General features: G+C 60.2%; 14 protein-coding genes. 8 read left to right on the top strand and 6 right to left on the bottom strand.

Annotated features, from left to right (window positions below; genetic code table 11):
• The first annotated feature begins 11 nt into the window (after positions 1–11).
• The 4 genes from ACRQDJ_RS07500 (at position 12) to ettA (ending at position 4,444) form a co-directional block, all read left to right on the top strand.
• Entirely contained in the window at positions 12–1,427 is a 1,416-nt protein-coding gene (locus ACRQDJ_RS07500; RefSeq protein ID WP_155875830.1) for a GTP-binding protein, read from the top strand.
• Between the two features lie 131 nt (positions 1,428–1,558).
• Positions 1,559–2,176, top strand: a complete 618-nt coding sequence (locus ACRQDJ_RS07495) for a single-stranded DNA-binding protein (protein ID WP_016442387.1) — start codon at positions 1,559–1,561, stop codon at positions 2,174–2,176.
• Positions 2,177–2,305: 129 nt separating this feature from the next.
• Positions 2,306–2,509 (top strand): hypothetical protein, encoded by a 204-nt coding sequence (locus ACRQDJ_RS07490; protein ID WP_016442388.1) that lies wholly within the window; start codon positions 2,306–2,308, stop codon positions 2,507–2,509.
• A gap of 255 nt (positions 2,510–2,764) precedes the next feature.
• Positions 2,765–4,444, top strand: a complete 1,680-nt coding sequence (ettA, locus tag ACRQDJ_RS07485; RefSeq protein ID WP_016442389.1) for an energy-dependent translational throttle protein EttA — start codon at positions 2,765–2,767, stop codon at positions 4,442–4,444.
• A 226-nt stretch (positions 4,445–4,670) separates the two neighbouring features.
• Here the strand turns inward: ettA and ACRQDJ_RS07480 are convergent, their stop codons facing one another.
• The 4 genes from ACRQDJ_RS07480 to ACRQDJ_RS07465 form a co-directional block, all read right to left on the bottom strand.
• On the bottom strand, positions 4,671–5,153 hold the full coding sequence (locus ACRQDJ_RS07480; RefSeq protein WP_051106966.1) for a hypothetical protein: 483 nt from the start codon (positions 5,151–5,153) through the stop codon (positions 4,671–4,673).
• Between the two features lie 136 nt (positions 5,154–5,289).
• Positions 5,290–5,520: a hypothetical protein gene (locus ACRQDJ_RS07475; protein WP_016442391.1), complete on the bottom strand. Its 231-nt coding sequence runs from the start codon at positions 5,518–5,520 to the stop codon at positions 5,290–5,292.
• A 297-nt stretch (positions 5,521–5,817) separates the two neighbouring features.
• Positions 5,818–6,762 carry an acyl-CoA thioesterase gene (locus tag ACRQDJ_RS07470; RefSeq protein ID WP_016442392.1) on the bottom strand — a complete coding sequence of 315 codons (945 nt, stop codon included), beginning with the start codon at positions 6,760–6,762 and terminating at the stop codon, positions 5,818–5,820.
• Position 6,763: 1 nt separating this feature from the next.
• Positions 6,764–9,514 carry a DNA methyltransferase gene (locus tag ACRQDJ_RS07465; RefSeq protein WP_394532713.1) on the bottom strand — a complete coding sequence of 917 codons (2,751 nt, stop codon included), beginning with the start codon at positions 9,512–9,514 and terminating at the stop codon, positions 6,764–6,766.
• A gap of 664 nt (positions 9,515–10,178) precedes the next feature.
• Here ACRQDJ_RS07465 and ACRQDJ_RS07460 point away from each other — a divergent pair.
• Positions 10,179–11,168, top strand: coding sequence for an LPXTG cell wall anchor domain-containing protein (locus ACRQDJ_RS07460; protein WP_155875832.1), 990 nt, complete (start codon positions 10,179–10,181; stop codon positions 11,166–11,168).
• Here ACRQDJ_RS07460 and ACRQDJ_RS07455 read toward each other — a convergent pair.
• Entirely contained in the window at positions 11,165–11,863 is a 699-nt protein-coding gene (locus ACRQDJ_RS07455; protein WP_016442396.1) for a TetR/AcrR family transcriptional regulator, read from the bottom strand. The two genes, ACRQDJ_RS07460 and ACRQDJ_RS07455, sit on opposite strands and share 4 nt — an antisense overlap.
• A gap of 92 nt (positions 11,864–11,955) precedes the next feature.
• On the opposite strand from ACRQDJ_RS07455, the gene ACRQDJ_RS07450 reads away from it, so the two are divergent.
• Complete coding sequence (locus ACRQDJ_RS07450; protein ID WP_016442397.1) at positions 11,956–13,269, top strand: MFS transporter; 1,314 nt, start codon at positions 11,956–11,958, stop codon at positions 13,267–13,269.
• A 23-nt stretch (positions 13,270–13,292) separates the two neighbouring features.
• On the opposite strand, the gene ACRQDJ_RS07445 is transcribed toward ACRQDJ_RS07450, so the two are convergent.
• On the bottom strand, positions 13,293–14,948 hold the full coding sequence (locus tag ACRQDJ_RS07445) for a SulP family inorganic anion transporter (RefSeq protein WP_016442398.1): 1,656 nt from the start codon (positions 14,946–14,948) through the stop codon (positions 13,293–13,295).
• A gap of 292 nt (positions 14,949–15,240) precedes the next feature.
• On the opposite strand from ACRQDJ_RS07445, the gene ACRQDJ_RS07440 reads away from it, so the two are divergent.
• A complete protein-coding gene (locus ACRQDJ_RS07440) occupies positions 15,241–16,602 on the top strand; it encodes an MFS transporter (RefSeq protein WP_394532715.1) in 1,362 nt (453 codons plus the stop codon).
• A 242-nt stretch (positions 16,603–16,844) separates the two neighbouring features.
• Positions 16,845–19,001 carry a 4-alpha-glucanotransferase gene (gene malQ, locus ACRQDJ_RS07435; RefSeq protein ID WP_394532717.1) on the top strand — a complete coding sequence of 719 codons (2,157 nt, stop codon included), beginning with the start codon at positions 16,845–16,847 and terminating at the stop codon, positions 18,999–19,001.
• Positions 19,002–19,106 lie beyond the last annotated feature (105 nt).

Here is a 19,106-nt window from a genome sequence, read left to right as displayed (position 1 = left end):
GGAAGAAGCTCATGGACACAGCCACCGTGACCGCGCGCTTGGAGCAGCTGCGCGGCGTCGTCGCTCAAGGAAAAGATCTATTCGATCCGTATGTGCTGCAGCGCGCCGAGCGGGAACTGAAGGAAATCTCCGGGCGTCTGGAGGCGGGGCTCGGCCTGACGGTGGCGGCGCTCGCGGGTGGCACCGGTTCGGGTAAGTCCACGCTGTTCAATGCGCTTACCGAGCTCAATTTCGCGGACGCGGGGGACGTGCGGCCCACCACCATGGATATCACGGCCTGCGTCTGGTCCGCGGCGGCCCGCCCCGTGCTCGAGGCGCTCGGCGTGAAACCGGAGCGCACCATTTCCCATAATTCGCTGCTGAGCAGCTCGAAGCGCGAGCTTGATTCCCTGGTGCTCCTTGACCTGCCCGATCACGATTCGGTAAGCCTGGGTAATTCCGCGCTCGTCAACCGCATTTTGCCGCTCGTGGACGTGCTGGTGTGGGTGCTCGACCCGCAAAAATACGCCGACCACCTCATTCACGATTCCTATATCGCGGCGATGCGCGAACGCGCCGACCGCATGATCGTGGTCCTCAACCAGATCGACACCCTCCCGGAGGGCGGCACGGAGGCCATCACCGCGGATATCCGCAAGCTGCTGCGCGCGGACGGCATCGCTGATTCTGTCCCGATTTTCCCGGTTTCGGCGCTGCGGCGGCGCGGGCTGGAGCCGCTGCGCGACGCCCTGGAGAAGGCAGCTGGGATTACCAATGCCGCGCTGGAGACCACCGGTGCGTACCTTGATGAGATCGGGGCGCGCCTGGGGGAGGGCCTCGAGGCCGCGCCGGTGCATCTGGAGGCGGAAAAGGCGGAGGAGATCGCGCGCGGGCTCTCGGTGGCTTCCGGGGTGCCGGCGGTGGCCGAGGCAATTGCCGGGGTGGGCTGGCATGCCCGCGCGGTGGCGCCGCCCGAGCAGCCCGCCGCCACGGTGGTGGACGCGCATCGCGAGGCTTGGCTCGCGCACGCGAGCAGCGGCCTGCCCCAGCTGTGGGCGCGCCGCGTGGATGAGCAGGTGAGCGACGCCGCGTCCCTACGCCGCGCCATTGGTGGGGCTTTGCGCGCCGTTCCGGTGCGCGGTGGCGGGCGCGGGGCCCTGCTCGGTGGTGTGCTCGCCGGGATACTGCTTGCTGCGGCGTGCGTTGGCGCGGGCGTCGCGGCGGTGGCGCCGTGGTGGGGGGCGGTTCTTGGTGCGGTGGTTGCGGTGCTGTGCGGTTTCGCCCTGGGATGGTGGGCACGACGCCGCAGCGCAGCTGCCCGGGCGCGGGCCTACCAGCGCGCGGTGAATAAGGAACTGGGCGCGGTGGTGGAGAAGCATTGCGTTGCTCCGGCGCGGGAGGTGCTCGACCAGTACGCGCGCGTGCGCCAGGTGGTGCGCGGGGAGTAACTGGTGAGCTATTCACAGGCCGCTGAAATGTCATGGTTATCCACAAGCAGGCTCATGCGGATAGCCGGGCGAGCGTGAGCGGGTCATGATGGTGTCCACCGCCCGCCCGTGGCGGTGGAAAGGACAGCATCATGGTTAATGACACCATCGTCGCGGTACGTGGATATGCCGGCGGCAACCCGAAAGTTTATGAGAATGCCACCAGTGGGGATGTCACCACTGTCAATCTTGGGGTGACCCCGCGCTATTTCTCGCGAGAAACTAACCGCTTTGAGGACGGCAATACTATTTGGTACACGGTGCGGGCGCGCGGTACCCTCGGCCGTAATATCCAAACATCGGTGACTACCGGCACTCCGCTGCTGGTGCGCGGGCGGCTCGATATGCGCGAATGGACCGGTAAGGACGGTTCCACCATGCGCGGTCTCACTCTCTTTGCCGATGCCGTGGGAGTCGAGCTCACCACCGGGCGGGCCAGCTTCGTTAAAGTTCGCCCCGATCCAGCTGCGGAAACAAATGGCGGATCGGCTGGCACGGTGAGCTCCGCGGATACAGCGGCCGGGGAAAGCACGCCGGGGGATAGCCGCTGGCTCATCGAGGAATCGGATTCTTCTGAAGCGTCGGGTGAACCGCTCGGGCCAGCGGGAATAGGTGTGCCGCCTCCGGCGATGTCACCTGACGGAATCTCTCCTGACGTGATGTCAGCGGATGAAGCTTTGCGCTCGGATCCGTCAGGTGGCGCATGGTGATGCTGAAAATGCCTCTACTCACCTGTTGTTCTGATAGGTACACTACAAGCATGCCCGGGTTTCATTCCTTGGAACAAACCCCGGACCACTTTACTATTTCCGCGCCTAGTTATTGAGGGGAGGGATGTAATGATGAGTATCAATATTGGTGAAGAAATGCTTGATCGCCTTGAAGAGCTTGCGGGTGACAACGCCGAAGTAGTGGCACACGAGGCCGTTGAAGATGCCCTCGACCTCATTGAGGCGGAGAAGATCTGGGCGGATGTTGAGTCCGGCAAAGAGCGGCTCATACCTTTTGATGAGGTGGTGCGTCATCTTGGGTTGGAAGATTAGTGTCACCTCCGAGGCGGGAAAGAGTCTTGGCCGCCTTGATCCGTCTACCAGACTCGTTAGCGATTCTTTTACCACCACGTAGATATCCGCAGCGTGCCGCGATGGCATACTTATCTACTTGAGAAAATCCCATTCCATCCCGGTTCCAGTCACATCGGGGGGACTTTTCGCGGGCGGCTCGGTACACTGGTCTGGGCCGCTCGCGCAACACCTAGCGCGATGCGCGGCACTGAATCGCGAATCAGGACGGGATAAGTGGCTGAATACATTTACCAGATGATCCACGCTTCCAAGCGTGTGGGGGATAAGACCATCCTTGACGACGTCACCATGGCGTTTTTCCCCGGAGCCAAGATCGGCATGGTCGGTCCGAACGGTGCCGGTAAATCAACAATCTTGAAGATCATGGCCGGGCTGGATGAGCCCTCCAACGGGGAAGCGCGCCTCTCCCCGGGCTACACGGTGGGTATCCTCCTCCAGGAACCTCCCCTCGAAGAGGACAAGACTGTTCTGGAAAACGTGCAGCTGGGCCGTAAGGACATCCTGGAGAAGATCACCCGTTTCAACGCCATCGGTGAAGAAATGGCGAATCCGGATGCGGATTTCGATGCCCTCATGGAAGAAATGGGCAAGCTGCAAACGGAAATTGATGCCGCGAACGCCTGGGATCTGGACTCCCAGCTGGAGCAGGCCATGGCCGCACTGCGCTGCCCTCCGGGGGATACCCCGGTGTCCGTGCTTTCTGGTGGGGAACGCCGCCGCGTGGCCCTGTGCCGCCTGCTGCTGGAAGCCCCGGACCTGCTTCTCCTTGACGAACCAACGAACCATCTGGATGCCGAATCCGTGCTGTGGCTCGAAAAGCACCTGAAGTCCTACGCGGGCGCGGTTATCGCCATCACCCACGACCGCTACTTCCTGGACAATATGGCGCAGTGGATTGCGGAAGTGGACCGCGGCCGCCTCTACCCCTATGAGGGCAACTACTCGACCTACCTGGAAACCAAGAAGGATCGTCTGGAAATCCAGGGCAAGAAGGATGCCAAGCTCGCCAAGCGCCTCAAGGATGAACTTGAGTGGGTGCGTTCCTCGGCGAAGGGCCGCCAGGCCAAGTCGAAGGCACGTCTGGAACGCTACGAAGAAATGGCAGCGGAAGCCGAACGTACCCGCAAGCTCGACTTCGAAGAAATCCAGATTCCGCCGGGGCCGCGGCTGGGCAATGTGGTTATCGAAGCGAAGAACCTCAAGAAGGGCTTCGGGGATCGCGTGCTTATCGATGGGCTGTCCTTCTCGCTGCCGCGTAACGGCATCGTGGGTATTATCGGCCCGAACGGCGTGGGTAAAACCACCCTCTTCAAGACCATCGTCGGCCTCGAACCCCTCGATGGCGGGGAGCTGAAGATCGGGGAAACGGTGAAGATCTCCTACGTGGATCAGAACCGCGCCGGTATCGACCCGGAGAAGAGCCTGTGGGAAGTTGTTTCTGACGGTCTGGATTACATCCAGGTCGGCCAGGTGGAAATGCCTTCGCGCGCCTACGTTTCCGCATTCGGCTTCAAGGGCCCGGATCAGCAGAAGAAGGCCGGGGTGCTTTCCGGTGGCGAACGCAACCGCCTCAACCTCGCCCTCACCCTCAAGCAGGGCGGCAACCTGCTGCTCCTTGACGAACCGACCAACGACCTGGACGTGGAAACCCTGTCCTCCCTGGAAAACGCGCTTTTGCAGTTCCCGGGTTGCGCCGTGGTCATCACCCACGACCGCTGGTTCCTTGACCGCGTGGCTACCCACATCCTCGCCTACGAAGGCACCGATGAGGATCCCTCGAAGTGGTACTGGTTCGAAGGCAACTTCGAAGGCTACGAGAAGAACAAGGTGGAACGCCTGGGTGAAGCCGCACTCAACCCGGGTGCCGGTGCTCATCGTAAGCTGACGCGCTAAAATCTAGCTGCTATTCGGCCCGCTCGCAGATAGCGTGCGACGCAGGCGAGTCCCGCGCCACGCTAATGCGTAGGAGCCTGCTGGATGCAGGCGGGAGCGCGCGGATTAGTTCCGCCGGTTAGCAGCGATAAATATACGGATATGAGGTAGCTGTTCGGTTATTGTGATAGCCGAACAGCTACCTCATTCGCTGTTATGGTCAGGTATCGATTTAAGTGCGGGTGGTTCATGCTTCGAAGGCTTGGAGTGCGATGGTGGGGTTATTGCGTACCGCGGCTCTCAGCTGGTTCTCATCCCATTCCTGGATACCATGCTGGAGTGCTTTGCGTGCTTGCGGCGTGCACGCTGCTCCGAATTCATCAATAACAAAAAGGATGATTTCTTCCAGGCAGGGCCGGAACCTGCGCCCACCCACCGGGAAATGAACATCAGCAATACGCGGAGTGCGAGCATTATTCTTAGTACGCCGGCGTGAGCGGCGAGAATGATTACCACCCAGGAGTAAAGCGTGCGTCCATTCATCGCGGTGGGAATGTACCTGGACATGTGCGCAGGGGATATTTGAGCGTGGTGAGCGAATATAATCCCAGCGCACCAGGGGCTCTTTTCCAACCCTGCCATGAATCACCGAGAACGTGGACTCATTGACAGCTAGTAAACCGGTTTCCTGATTGAGGAAAACTTCGTAATCGAAACGGATAGTGAGCAAATGAGCAACGTGAATATCACCCGACAGTCTTATTGCCGGAAAGGCTGCTTTTGCGACCGATTGCCTCGACAGCGAGAACCCGGGCTCAATCAGCTCTCCGATCCGCTGTAAGTGTGCGGCAAATTCATTAGCACGCTCATCCAATCGTGCGTTCACCACGGTACAACTCCTCGAAGCGATCCAGACCTACCATTTCGAAGTAGGCGTTAGTTTCTTTTGGCCCGAGCTGGTAGTTATCAGCGCGTAGGTCGAATTCTTCGCGGGTCATTCTGACCTCCTGCAAGATCTCTTCCTTGCGCTTGAGAACATCTTCAAGCGATGTGAACGTTAGATCTGGAAACAATTTACGTTCCCTATCAAAACTCATAGTGTCACTCCCTCAATCGCCTAGTGGCGAAGTGGTTACTTCTCCTTTTCCGCCATTCTTGCATGGCACAGAGCCACAAAAAAGAGCTATTTACCGACCTGTGGAAAAGCGCAACGTGAGCCGATTTTGTGGATAATTTCTACGTCGTTGCTTACAGCTAGGGAAGGAGGGAGCTCGTAGTGTTTTCGCTGCGAATATGGCGAAATATCGCGCGTAGCCGGCACCTGCCTCCTGATGTTCTCCCCTCAAGGCGCGAGATTACGACAGGCCATCCTGGAATCAGGTGTATTGCTTTCCTTAGTTGAGGGCCGGTAGCGGCACCCGGACCATGCCTTCTTGGCTCATGGAGGCAATATGGCGCCCGTCCTGGAAGAACTTTGCGTTCACCAGGGCGCGCCCGTTCTGCGCGGAAACGCATTCCATCTCCGCCAAAATCCACTCCGACATATCAAAATTGCGATGCCACCAGATCGCATGATCGAGGGTCGCTACCGAAATCCCGCGGGAAAGCCAGGCCAAGCCGAGGGCCCGCAAGGCCGGTTCCAACATGAACTGATCCGCAGAATAGCCGAGCATCGCCCGCTGGAGGGTACGCGAGGTTCCCTCCGGCATCGGCGAACGCGCCCGCAGCCACAGATGCTGGCGCGGGGACCGCCCCGGATCCGGCCGCAGGTAGATATCACCTTCCACCCGCCGCATATCAATCCCGTTCGTGGACGACATCACCTTCGCGAACACATTATCGAGCGCCCCGAAGAAATCCACCGACGAAGGCAGCCCTTCCGGCCCGGGAACATCCGGCATCGGGGAAGCCAAGGTAGGCCCGGGCTGGCGCAACTGGAACGACACCCGCGCCGTGAAAATCAAACGGTCACCCTGATACGCGGTGACATTCCGGGTAGAGAAGGAGCGCAGGTCGTTGATTTCCTCCACCTGGAACTCGATAGGTTCATCCAGGTGCCCGGCCCGCTGGAAAGCCGCGGTAATGGAATGCGCCAGCCGCTCATCCTCACCGATGCCGAGCGAGCGCTGCACATCATCAGCCGCCGCCATCGTAGCCTGCCCGAGCACCTGCCCGCCGTAGACTTTCCCGGTAATCTGCACCAGGTTTTGGCCGCGATATCGCCCCGTGCCGCAGCGCTCCAGCCGCAGATTATTGAGAATCGACGCCAAGGGCTCGGTGTGCGTTTCCGGTATATCGATGCGGTGCATATCTTCCTCACTCCCGGCGGCGCGCGCCACGCTACTTCCCCTCCGCCGAAACGAGCTGCTGATATTTCTCAAATAGGATGGCCAGCCGCTCCTCATCAGAGGCAAAGGGCTTGTTGCGATAAAGTCTATCGACTGCCTCGTCAATTTTTTCGTGTGCTTCGCGGAGGTTGCGTGGCATGAGGTCCGGATCGTAGAGTTCCGCGAGTGTTTTTTCGCAGTGGTATTCGCGTACATCGAGTACGCGTAGCGCGCGTTTCGTGAGTTCTTCTTTCGACGACGCCGACAACTCTGGCACGGGGAAAGTGTTATAGACCAAGGTATTCGAGTACCGGAAGTCGGTTTTCATCTTCCCGCCAACAGCGCGTAGCCAGGCCATGTGCATCTTCGAGGTCAGCAAGGCGAACAACCACGGCTCAGCATCATAAACAGCAAAGGAAGCATCGGAGATGACAGTGTTCGAATCAAGATATCCGATGGGTACATAGGATCGCCGTTCGGAAGAATGCCGTGGAACGATGATTGAGTCGGTTGGCTTGTAGCTCGTGAATTCAAATTTCCACGGGTACTTAGCGAGATTTTGAGTTGCTGTTTTCCTGCTTGACAACCGGAATTTCGCGACGCGATCAAGATGCTTCTTCACGAAAGCGATGTCGCCGAATTTCGGGACATCTTCTTGCTCGATCCAGAAGCAGAAGCGATCTTTCCCGTTAATGAAGTCATCAGCCCCTACAAACGCTTTGATAACTTGGTCGAGTTCAGGGTTTGTTGTCAAAGCTTCTTCGGTCTCATCAGGGGAGAGGATGAGGTTTCCTCCGTCAGTAGGTTTTGAACCGTTGGTCATTTTCGGCAATGTGGGTGAAAGGACTGTACGCCGGGAAGGGACACAAATATCCGGCCCGTTGATAAGGTAGGCGTTTATATTCTCCACCCTGTTTTGAACGAGGCCGGTGAAGAGGTATTTGGGCTCGGAGGATTCATTACGGAGGCCAATGACGGCCACGGTCACCCCGGCATTATGGGAGGCGTTATTGCTCCACTTGAAAGAGGTGTAGGCGTAGCCGATTTCAATACCGCCCGTGAATACATGGGGGTGGAGGAGGGCGACCTGCTCGCCCTGGGTAATGGAATTCGTGGTCACGAAAGCGAGCTTGGCTTGGGTGCCGCGAATGTAATTCGCGCCCTTAATGAACCACAGGGCAACATAATCAAGCTTCTTCGGGTACTTCGCGCTATCGAAAACATAGGCGAAGTCCTCCTTCTGATCCTTGGTTTGGTACGTACTTCCCACATAGGGTGGATTTCCGATAATGTAAATCTCATCTGTTCCGTTATTGGGGCAGACCTCATTCCAGTCGAGGCGGGTGGCATTCCCGTGCACAATATGCCCGGTTTCCTTGAGAGGGATGAGGGGAATATCCACGCCGAATTTCTCTGCGAATTCCTCATTCATTTGGTGCTTGGCAATCCAGAGCGAGAGGATCGCCATTTCGACCGAGACGTCATCGATTTCGATGCCGTAGAAGTTCTCAATATTGATCACCGAAGAAGCCAAGCCCAGGGTAGCCGCACCCAGCTTTTCTTCCTCACCCATCCCCAGCAGCGACCAGGAGCCCGAGGTGGAGAGGCTATCGATGCGCGCCAGGATTCTATGCTCCAAGTGGCGCAGCGCTTTATAAGCAATAACAAGGAAATTGCCGCTGCCGCACCCGGGATCGAATACCTTAATGCTTTGGATACGAGCCAGCAGATCCCGCAGTTTCTTCACCGAATTGGCGGCGGCATCGTATTGCTTTTCTAGCTCGTCCAGGAAGAGCGGGCGGATGGTTTTGAGAATATTTGGAACCGAGGTGTAGTGCTGGCCCAGGTTGGCGCGCTGCTGCTTATCGACCACACCCTGGAACATAGAACCGAAAATATCCGGGTTGATTTCTGACCAATCCAGAGTGCCGAGCCGCAAGAGGGAGTCCCGGGCCGCCATGGTGAAGTGGGGGACAGCCAAAGAGGCGTCGTCGTCGTTATTAATACGGAAAAGGCGCCCGTTGACGTACGGGAAGTCTTGCAGGTAGACGGGTTTATCCGCGGCGTTCGGGGTGTCGAGGGCGCGGAAGAGGGTGCGTAGGAATTCCGCGGTGTCCGAGCCGTCGCGGGCGGTGAAGGAGCCGATGGCGCTGGTGAACTGGCCGCGCGCGAAAATGCCGGTGTCCTCCGCGAAGAAACAGAAAAGGAGGCGGGTGAAGAAAATATTGAGGCCGTGGCGGGACGCGGCGTCGGTGAGCATATCGGGGCTGGCTTCGAGGAGGTCATCGTAGAGCTTGCTCATGTGTTCGGCGGCGCGGCGGTCCGCTTTGGTATCCGAGGCGAAATCGCGGCGCTCCATATTCGCCCACGGCAGGAAGAACGTGATGTTTTTGTCGATCTGCGCGAGCGGAGTGATGAGGGAATCACCCGTTTTCGTATCGAAGGCGGCGAGGCTGGTGTAATCGGTGGCAATAACGAAACGGGTGTTGTAGCGGATCGCGGTGTCACTGGTTTTGAGGTCGAGGGCCGCGGCGGCGAGGTCGCCGGTGGTTTCGCGGATATACAGCTTGTTTTTCCACGCGATTTCGTGTTCTCGGTCGGCCGCAACGTTGATCGAGCTGGCGGTGGTGGAACGCAGACGGGCGATGGAGGATTTTGAGATGCCGTAAGCGCGCAGCAGGTCAAAGAAGAAATCGCGGGTGTAGCTGGGTTGGCCGGCCAGCGCGCGCACGCTTTCCTCGATGGTGGATAGGGTCAGTGCCACGCGCGGCTCCTTTCACGGCGGGCCCGGGCGCGCGGGTGCGGCCGGGTGGTATGGGACTATCTTAGGCGGTGCGTTTCGACGGGGTGGATACATGTGAATTCCCGACGAGAGCAGTTGGTGATAACAGTTCACCCAAGCTGCGGGGAGACCCAGATGTTCCGGTTCGGCCTATAGACCGTAACTCCCAGATAAAAAACGTCTCCCCTGGGACACTTCAGTGAGAGGTGCGGGGAGTCCTGTCGTAAGAGAGAATACCTACGCATTTGAGTCGAATCAATAGAGCCTGGATTCTAAACGGAATTATATCCGTATGACCAATAGTGCACGGAGTTCTCGGATGGTCTGGGGAGACACCAATGCCAGACATCGGAACGAGCACTACTAGGGTATTTTTTATGGTCAGCTTGTTCAGTTTTTCACCGGCGGGTGCCGCTGGCTAGGAGTGTGACGCGGCAGCCGGCAGTACAGAGGCAAGCAGTCGGGCATTCACCCGAAGTTTTCTGGTACTGCCCGCGCGCTACCAATAAGTTCATACGTGTAGATATTTAGAAACGTATTGCGAATTCCTTTCTCAATAGTGTAGAAAAAGAGCGTGATCCTCGGGATTGCCTCCCTTGCGGGGGGGGGGGGGGGGGTGATTCTTGGGCTAGTCTCCCCGATCGCCATGAAGAAGATCTTGCAACGAATAGTCACCACGCTCGTTGTGGCTGGTGGGATGTGTGGTTTCGGAGCCGCTGCGCACGCGATAGGCTCAGAGTTCGCAGTGGACCCCGGCAGCGGTCACATCGAGAAGTCCTCGAAGATTTCCATTAGTTCGCAATGCGTGGCGGGCAAACCGCAGATATCGGTGACAGAAAGGGAAGTCAAATATCGCGTTCATTTCTCCGGCAAGGTTCGCCTCACGGGCGAAATGGGACCGCCTCACTTTACGGCACCGTTCGTGAAGCTGCGAGTCAATGACAGTTTTAATTGCATATGGACGCCGGCCGATTCGGGGAGGAAATATACAACCGTTAAGGATGTGGAGGGGAATCCGAAGATCGTGCTTGGCTTGAGTTACCACTTTGACTGCAGGGGTCAGGCGGGCATTAATCGCGGTTCGGATTCGGAGGAACCTCCTGTAAAAGTCGAGGTTTTTGGTAGGGAAACTGCAATCGGTCATTGGCGCTCGATCGCTACGTACACTCCGCACTTAACGAGCCTGGTTCCGATGTATCAAGTCACTTTGGAGGACCGGCCGCTTCTTGAGCGTCCGGTGGCAGCGGGAGATGTGAATATGACGCTTCCTGCTCCTGATGCTAGAGCGGGGCAGAACGTCAAAGTTATCGCAATAGGGCCCGACGGTAGTGACGTTGCTGCACAGCTCACGCTGGAGCAGAAAGATCTGTGCCCGTCTGAAGATGGCATCGATCCGACGCCTTCTCCGACGCCCTCAATGGCAGAAACTCCTCCATCTCCTACACCGGAGCCGAGCCAAACACCTCCACCCACTCCGACAACTGCGGTCACCCCAATGCCGCACGCAAGCGGAACGCCGGCTCAAGCTTTGCCGGCAACCGGGGCCGCTCACAGTTCCCATGCCGCCTTCCTCGCGGCCCTTCTTGTGGTTCTTGGCGTGGGCGGAGTATTAGGAGCCCGGCGCCGCTGGTATTAGTTGCAGCTTTCGCGGGGGAGGAGCGTTTGTTCCAGGCCCACCAGGAGGGCTTGCACCATGATGGTGAAGTATTCCTGGCTCATCTGGTTTTCGTTCTGCGGATCCGTGAGAGGCAGCAGGTAGTTGGTGAGCATATCGGCGAGCGCGGTGGAGGTGGCGGCCAGCGGCTGGGCCTGGGCGACCATGCCGACGAGGTCGTGGCGCTGCTCGCGGCGAGTGGGGCTGCGCAAATTACGCGCCGTGATCGCCCACAGAATCGTATTGATAATCATGGTGTAGGCCTGCGGGGCGTGATGGTGGAAACCGGCCTCGTGCAATTTTTCGAACGACGCTTCAAGGAGGGGGAGCATCTCCGCACTGAAATTGCCGTGCATCATCCGCTCCGTCACCCCCGGATGTTCAAGCAGAACCGGGCGGGCGTTCTGCGCCAGCGCCATGAACCATTCTTTCCACTCCAGGCTTACTTCGGGCAGGGCGATGGAGCCGATGAGATGCGCGATCACGGCATCGACGATGGCATCCCTGTTAGCGAAGTAGTGGTAAATCACCGAGGGAGAGACTTTGAGTTCGAGTGCTAAATCGCGAATCGACCAATTTTCGATGCCGCGGTCACGGGAGAGGCCCTGGGCGGCGTGGCGAATCTTATCCTGGGTCAGACCGACGCGCCGGCCGGTGTTCACGGATTTAGCGTGCATACGCCCAGCATATCGCCACCCTGCATTGACATTACTAGAACAGTGTTCTAGTGTGTGTGCCGTTCACCCATTACTTCTCACAAGGAAGCGCTATGACCGACGCGAATACTCACCCGCAACCGGCAGCGGAACCGGAATTGGAGCCGGTATCGGAAAGCGGATCGGAAGCCGCATCGAAACCCGAAACGGAAGCCGCGCCTGAACCTGGTTCGAAGAAAGGCCAGATACCGGGCCTGCTCCCACTATTTTTGACGGTGTTGCTGGCCTATATGGGCCAGATGATTCTCAACCCGATTATTGCTCCGCTCTCGCGTGAAATTGGCCTGCAAGAATGGCATATCGGGGCGACGATCTCCCTGGCTGCCATCGTGCTTTCACTCAGCTCAACCACGTGGGGGAGAGTCTCCCTGCGGCGGGGCACCCGCCCCATTCTGGTGACCGGCATGCTGGGCGCGGCCACCGCGCTCGCGGCCTTCGCGGTGGTGGCCTGGTTCGGACTCCAAGGCGCGCTGGTTGGGAGCGCCCTGGTGATCGGGGTGGTGTTCACCCGCGGCCTGCTGTACGGCGGATCCATCGCCGCGATCACGCCCGCTGCACAGACCTACATCATCACCCACACCTACAGTGAGGGGCAGCGAGTCAAAGGCGTGGGCATGCTGGGCGCCGCACAAGGCTTCGCGACCATCCTCGGCGCACTGGTGGGCGGGAGCCTGGCGGCCCTCGGCGGATTTATGCTGCCACTGGTAGTTATGCCGCTCATGATCCTGGCCGGGGTTGTGGTGCTGCTGGTGACCTTCAAACCCACCCGGGGCGAAAAACGGGTGGAAAAGCCCGCCAAAGTCAGCTATTTCGACCCGCGGGCATTCGCTTTCCTGGCCTGCGGCTTCCTCATGTTCACCGTATTTTCCACCCTGACCACCGTGTTCGGCTTCCTGCTCCAAGACGCACTGGGACTGGAAGCGGCGGCCACCGCCGGGTTCACGGCCTTGTGCATGTCCATTATGGGAGTGGTCATGATTATCGCCCAGGCCGCGCTGGCGCCCCGGCTCGGCTGGAACGCGGTGCAGCTCTTCCGCCGCGGCCTGGTGATCTTCTTCGTAGCGATAGCCCTGCTGCTTCATCCGACCCACCTGTGGATTTTCGTGCTGGCCTGCGTTTTAGCGGGGCTCGGCTCCGGCTTAGCGATGCCGGGCTATAACACCGCGCCCACCCTGAAGATGGAGCCGCATGAGCAAGGCGGCATGGCCGGACTCATCAACGCCAATAACGGCATGGCCTATGTGCTGGCCCCCGTTGCTTCCACGGCGCTCTATGGCATCGCGCCGTGGCTACCGATTGCGGTGTGCGTGGTGCTGCTGGCATTGGGCATTCTCATGAGTGCGGTGCATCCCTCGTTTAGGCAGTAGCGGGGGAGGCGGCGGCGTCGTACTTATTCTTCCACCGCGCGGAAACGGCCGGTAGCGGTGGAACTGCCATTCGCGGTCACGATATGGCGGGCCTGCGCCATTGCGCTGTCCATATCCGCGAAAAGATAGTCATCGATGCTGAGTTGGCCCAGTTCCATGCGCTGGGCCATCTCCTGCACCTGCTTGGGGAGGCCCTTGACCAGTACGGTATTGCCGGCATCGACCAGGCGGTCCACCACCTGCGCCAGGGCTCGCACCCCGGTGGCATCCACGATTCCGACGCGGGAGAGACGCAAAATCACCACATCCACGCCCGCCAGGCGCGGGATTTCGCGCTCGATCCGGTCACCCACACCGAAAAACATGGTGCCATCCACCCGCAAAATAGCAATTTTCGGATCGGAAGGAAGATCCTCACGGAAAATACCCGAACGGTTCGCCATGCGCCGCAACACCAGAATCCCGGAAATAATAATTCCCACGGTGATCGCCCAAATAATATCCAGACCCACCGTAATAATCGCCGTAATCACGAAAACGGAAGCGTCCGAGCGATTGGAACGCATGACCTGGCGCACCGTATCCGGATTAATCATGCGGTAGCAGGTCACCACCAGCACACCGGCAAGAACCGAGAGCGGAATGACTGAGACCGCGGCGCTCGCCAGATAGACCACCGCGATAAGAACCAGGGAATGAATAATCGCGGCCAGGCGCGAGCGCCCACCAGAACGCACATTCACGGCGGTGCGAACAATGGCGCCGGTGGCGGGCATACCGCCGAAAAGCCCGCAGCCCACCGAAGCCAGGCCCTGGCCCACCAGTTCCCGATCCGGAGAATAGCTACCGCCGCGCACCATCCCCGCCGCGATCCGGGCCGAGATCAGCGACTCAATACCCGCCAGGGCCGCAACCGCGAGCGCGCCCGGCGCCAGCGCGCTGAGCAGGGCAACGGAGATTTCGGGGACGACCGGGGCGGGGAGAGCGGAGGGAATGGTGCCGATGGTGGGCACCGTGAGGCCGGCGGCCCAGGCGATAATGCTCACCACCAGCACCGCGATGAGGGAACCGGGGAGCTTCTTCGAGATCTTCGTGCACACCGCGATAATGATGATGGCGGTCAGGCAGAGCAGCCCCGTGGTGAGCGCCGTTGCGGGAGCTATGCGGGTGAGGGCTTCGAAGGCGGCCGGGAGGGTGCTTAGCCCGGCGCGTGCCTCCACGCCGATAATATTCGGGACCTGCTGGAAGAAAAGAATGGCGGCAATGCCCACCGTGAAACCTTCGATAACCGGCCAGGGGATGAGGGAGACGGCGCGCCCCAAACCCAGCACTCCGGCCAGCAGAATCATGAGCCCCGCCATGAGGCACAGGAGCGGCACTACTCGCGCACCGTGCGTGGTGACGATGGGCGCCAGGATAACGGCCATGGCGCCGGTGGGCCCGGAGATCTGGTAATTAGAGCCGCCGAAGATTGCCGCGATGATTCCCGCCACGATCGCGGTAATGAGGCCGGCTTCCGCGCTCAGGCCGCTGGAAATAGCGAAAGCGAGGGCGAGGGGGAGGGCTACGATTCCCACCGTGACGCCCGCGGCAATATCCTGGCGCCAATATTTTTTGGTGGCACGCAGGTCATCGGCGCAGGGCAGCAGGGAACGCAGATGCGTGATAAAAGTGGGCACAAAAACCTTTCACAATCTCAGCATCTGAACAGGCCGTATCGCGCATACGTGGAGAGAGTGGCGCGCAAATAGTGCTGTTTCGCACCGATCGCGCTGTTTTATAGCGGTGGGCGTCAAGATGCGTGCTTGGTCGAACGAAGCCACCATAGCATATATGTCCATATTTTGAGACGGCGGTGTGCGGTCGCGCGCGGGGCGTCTTTTTGGTGGCGTTTTGAGACAGGACCTTAGGGTGAGATCTTGTGACGGCTCGGGTATTTTTTAGGACTTTCGACCCCGCTACAGTAAAACCATGAAAAAACGTAGCGCCGGGCTGGTTATTGCTATTGCCGTCATTATCCTCGAACTTATCGGGGGAATGCAGACCTACCTCAACCAGCTGATTTTGCCGATCCTGGCGAAGGACCTGCACGCGCAAAACCTCTACGGCGTGATTATGGGAGTATCCGCGATCGCTTCCATGGCGGGGCTGCCCATCGGCGCGGCGCTGATGAATCGGATGCGGCTACCGCGCCTCCTCATGGGTGCCACCGTGTTCCTGGTGCTGGGTGCGTGCACCAGCGCCGCGGCGCCCCATATCTCGATCTATCTTCTCGGGGCGGTGATCCGAGGCCTGGCCGGCTCCACCCTGGCGATGACCTCCATCGGTGCGGTGGCACTCGGCCTTTCCGGGCGTGCCCGGCGCCTCACCCTAGCTTTTTCCTCCGCGAGCTGGGTGGTTTCCTCCGTGGTAGGCCCGGCTTATGCGGCATGGGTGACGCACCTGCTGTCCTGGCGCTGGGCCATGCTCCTCTACCTCCCGCTCCTTCTGGTAGTCCGTTTCGTTATCGCCCTCAATCTTCAAACCGCAGGGGAACGCAAAGAATCACCTTTCTCCTATACCGCGCTTCTCCTTATCGTGGCGGGCGTGGGAATAACGATTATCCCCGCGGCCGGCCCGCTCAAGATCGTGCTCATGGTCATCGGGGTGGCGGTACTGGGCCGGGTGGCCGTGCTCCTCATGCCGCAGGGCACCTTCACGCAAAAAACACCCCGCCGCGCCGCACTGGCGGGAATGCTCTTCTTGACCGGTGGCTATTTTGCGGGAAATGAACTTGTTTCCCTCACCGCGCACGACCTCTACCAGGCCGGCCCGGATGCCCTGGGCGTCATTATTATGGGCGGTGGTCTCGGATGGGCCGTTGTGGGCGTGGTCTGCGGTATTAAACCGGCCACCACCCGGCGCGGATATCAGCTCCGTGTTATTTTTAGCCTCGGTTTCATCGCGCTCGCGGCGCTCTTCTTCGCGGCGTGGATTTTCTCCGGGTGGCGCCCGGTATCAGCTACGCCTGTCTTCTGCATCGCGTGGACCCTTGCCGGGATAGGTATAGGCATCGCGTACCTGGACACTCTCAATATTTTCTTCGACGACCCGGATGAACCCGACGGCATCACCATTGAGGAGATGGCCAGCTCTGCGGTGATCGTGGAATCTCTGGCATCCACGATGTTCATCCCGCTGACCACCTCCATCGTGGCCCTGGCTTTCGTATCGGGGGATGGAGTTTCTACGCTGCCCTACGGAATAACCTGGCTGCTTATCGCGGTGAGTATTTTCCTCTCTTTCGGTTACCTCCGGCACACGTATCCCGCTCATCCCGCGTATCCAGCGTAGCCCGCGCGAAGGGCATAGCTACCCGCGGAGCGAATTTCCGCAGCTGTGGGGTGGTAACGGTGCCCGGCCCGGTGCCAACGGCGCGCGGCGGGGTGCCCGCGCCAGCTGCGCCGTCGTCGTCGCACCATCCCCACCGTGGCGCCAGATTCCACGCAAAGGCAACGGAGCAGATATTCTAGTAACCGGGCTCGCCACCGGAGGCGAGCAACCGGGGACACACGGGGAGACACAAGGAGGGAACCATGGCGGGTTCACCACCGCAGGATATGCTCAACCGCATCGCTGATGCATACGGAGTGGCAACGCATTATTGGAGTTTCGCGGGCGAATACGTGACGGTGGAGGCCGATACGCTTGTCGCGGTGCTCGCGGCCATGGGGATTGACACCTCCACTCCGGAAGCGGCGCAGGCGGCGCTGGACACGGTCGATAGCCGAGAATGGCGCCACGTGCTGCCCGCCACCACGGTGGTGCGCGAAGGTAACGAGCAGATCATCCGCGTGCACGTGCCCCACGGCGCGGCCGTCACCCTCACCTACGAACTAGAAGACGGCGGAGAACTTCCCGCAGTACAGGCCGAAGATTTCGAACTGCCGCGCCTCATCGACGGCGCCATGATCGGCCGCGCCGCCTTCATCATCCCGGGCAATCTACCGCTGGGCTACCACACGGTGCGCGCCAAGGTCACCCCGCCGGCAGCGGGGGAGGAAGCCGCCACCTGGCATAGCGGGGCGCTTATCGTGGTGCCCGCACGCCTTCCCGCCCCCGCAGAAAAAGGCGTGGCCGGCTGGGGCGTGATGAGCCAGCTCTACTCGGTGCGCTCGCGCGATTCCTGGGGGACGGGGGACACCGCGGACCTGGCCGAACTCGGCTCGCTCTTCGGCGGGCTGGGGGCGCAATTCGTTCTCATTAACCCGCTGCACGCCGCTGAACCGTGCGGGCAGCTCACGAACTCGCCGTATTTGCCCACGTCGCGCCGCTTCTTCAACCCCCTTTACATTCGCCCAGAAGACATCCGCGAAGTGGCGTATATGGAGTCCGGCAAGCGCTCCATGGTTACGTGGGCGGGGCAGGCACCCAAGGAATCCTCGCTGCACAACACCCTGCTGGATCGCAGCGCCTGCTGGGAAGCCAAACGCAGCGCCCTCGAAGTGATTTACCGTGAACCTCGCAGCCACGCCCGCCAAGCCGATTTCGATGCGTTCCGGGCCGCCGAAGGGCAGGGCCTGGAAGATTTCGCGTTCTGGTGCGCGATGTTTGAGCGCTACGGCAAGCATTTCCCGGTCGGATGCGAGCGCCCCGATACCCTAGCCTCGCGCCGCGAACGCGCTGAACTAAGCGAACGCATTGATTTCTACTGCTGGTGCCAGTGGGTCATGGACCAACAGCTGGAAGCCGCCCAGAAGGTGGCGCGCGATGCCGGTATGGGCATCGGCGTGGTGCACGACCTCGCGGTGGGAGTGCAGGCCTGCGGGGCGGATGCCTGGGCCAACCCGGATGCCTTCGCCAGCGGCGTGAGCGTGGGCTCCCCGCCCGATATGTACAACCAGCTCGGCCAAGACTGGTCCCCGCCGCCCTTCAACCCGGTGGAGCTGGACCGCCAGCACTACGCACCGGTGCGCGATATGGCCCGCACCGTCATGCGCCACGCCGGTGCGCTGCGCATCGACCACGTCATGGGATTCTTCCGACTGTGGTGGATCCCGACGGGCAATAAGCCGGTGGACGGCACCTACGTCTACTACAACCACGAAGCCCTCATCGGCGTACTCATGCTGGAAGCGGTGCGCTCGGGCACCTTCCTCATCGGGGAAGACCTGGGCAATGTGGAACCCTGGGTGCGTGATTTCCTCACCGAACGCGGGATTTTCGGCACCTCCGTCATGCTCTTCGAAAAAGAAGGGGAGGCTTTCCGGGCTCCCGAACACTACCGCAGCGCCTCCCTGGTCACGGTGGATACCCACGACCTGCCCCCGCTGGCCGGCTACCTGGCCGGTGAACACGTGGACCTGCGTGCATCCTTGAATATCCTGGTGGAGCCGGTCGAGCAGGTGCGCGAAGAAGCCCGCCGCGAGCGCAGCGTGCTTATCGACACCCTGTGCGGCTGCGGGCTATTGGAGAGCCACGATCCCACCGAACGTGAGCTCATCGAGGCGATGCACTGCTATATTGCCCGCACCCCCGCCCAGCTCCAGGCCATCGCCCTGGTGGACGCGGTGGGCGAGCGGCGCACCCAAAACCAGCCCGGGACCGATACCGAGTACCCGAATTGGAAGATCCCGCTGGCCGACGGCACCGAATCCGTGGTCCTTACCGAGGATTTGGGCGAACACCCCCGGCTGCGTTCCCTTATTGCCGCATACACGGCGGAATACGAGCGCTGCCACCCGCGTAGCTAAGGCTGCTTGCGGGAACAAGCGGCTTCGCGGCCGTCTTTAAAGGTACGACGACGCAGGTAGGCCTGTCTCCTAATCCAGGTGGGCCGGGACCGCTACCTCCTCACC

This window comes from Actinotignum urematis (genome assembly GCF_051264595.1).
Classification (GTDB): Bacteria; Actinomycetota; Actinomycetes; order Actinomycetales; family Actinomycetaceae; genus Actinotignum; species Actinotignum timonense_A.
This window is presented reverse-complemented; position numbering and strand designations above follow the sequence as displayed.

Coding starts and splice junctions, on each gene's coding strand:
- ACRQDJ_RS07500 (WP_155875830.1), top strand. CDS start 12: ATGGACACAGCCACCGTGACCGCGCGCTTGGAGCAGCTGCGCGGCGTC.
- ACRQDJ_RS07495 (WP_016442387.1), top strand. CDS start 1,559: ATGGTTAATGACACCATCGTCGCGGTACGTGGATATGCCGGCGGCAAC.
- ACRQDJ_RS07490 (WP_016442388.1), top strand. CDS start 2,306: ATGATGAGTATCAATATTGGTGAAGAAATGCTTGATCGCCTTGAAGAG.
- ACRQDJ_RS07475 (WP_016442391.1), bottom strand. CDS start 5,520: ATGAGTTTTGATAGGGAACGTAAATTGTTTCCAGATCTAACGTTCACA.
- ACRQDJ_RS07460 (WP_155875832.1), top strand. CDS start 10,179: ATGAAGAAGATCTTGCAACGAATAGTCACCACGCTCGTTGTGGCTGGT.
- ACRQDJ_RS07455 (WP_016442396.1), bottom strand. CDS start 11,863: ATGCACGCTAAATCCGTGAACACCGGCCGGCGCGTCGGTCTGACCCAG.
- ACRQDJ_RS07450 (WP_016442397.1), top strand. CDS start 11,956: ATGACCGACGCGAATACTCACCCGCAACCGGCAGCGGAACCGGAATTG.
- ACRQDJ_RS07440 (WP_394532715.1), top strand. CDS start 15,241: ATGAAAAAACGTAGCGCCGGGCTGGTTATTGCTATTGCCGTCATTATC.
- malQ (WP_394532717.1), top strand. CDS start 16,845: ATGGCGGGTTCACCACCGCAGGATATGCTCAACCGCATCGCTGATGCA.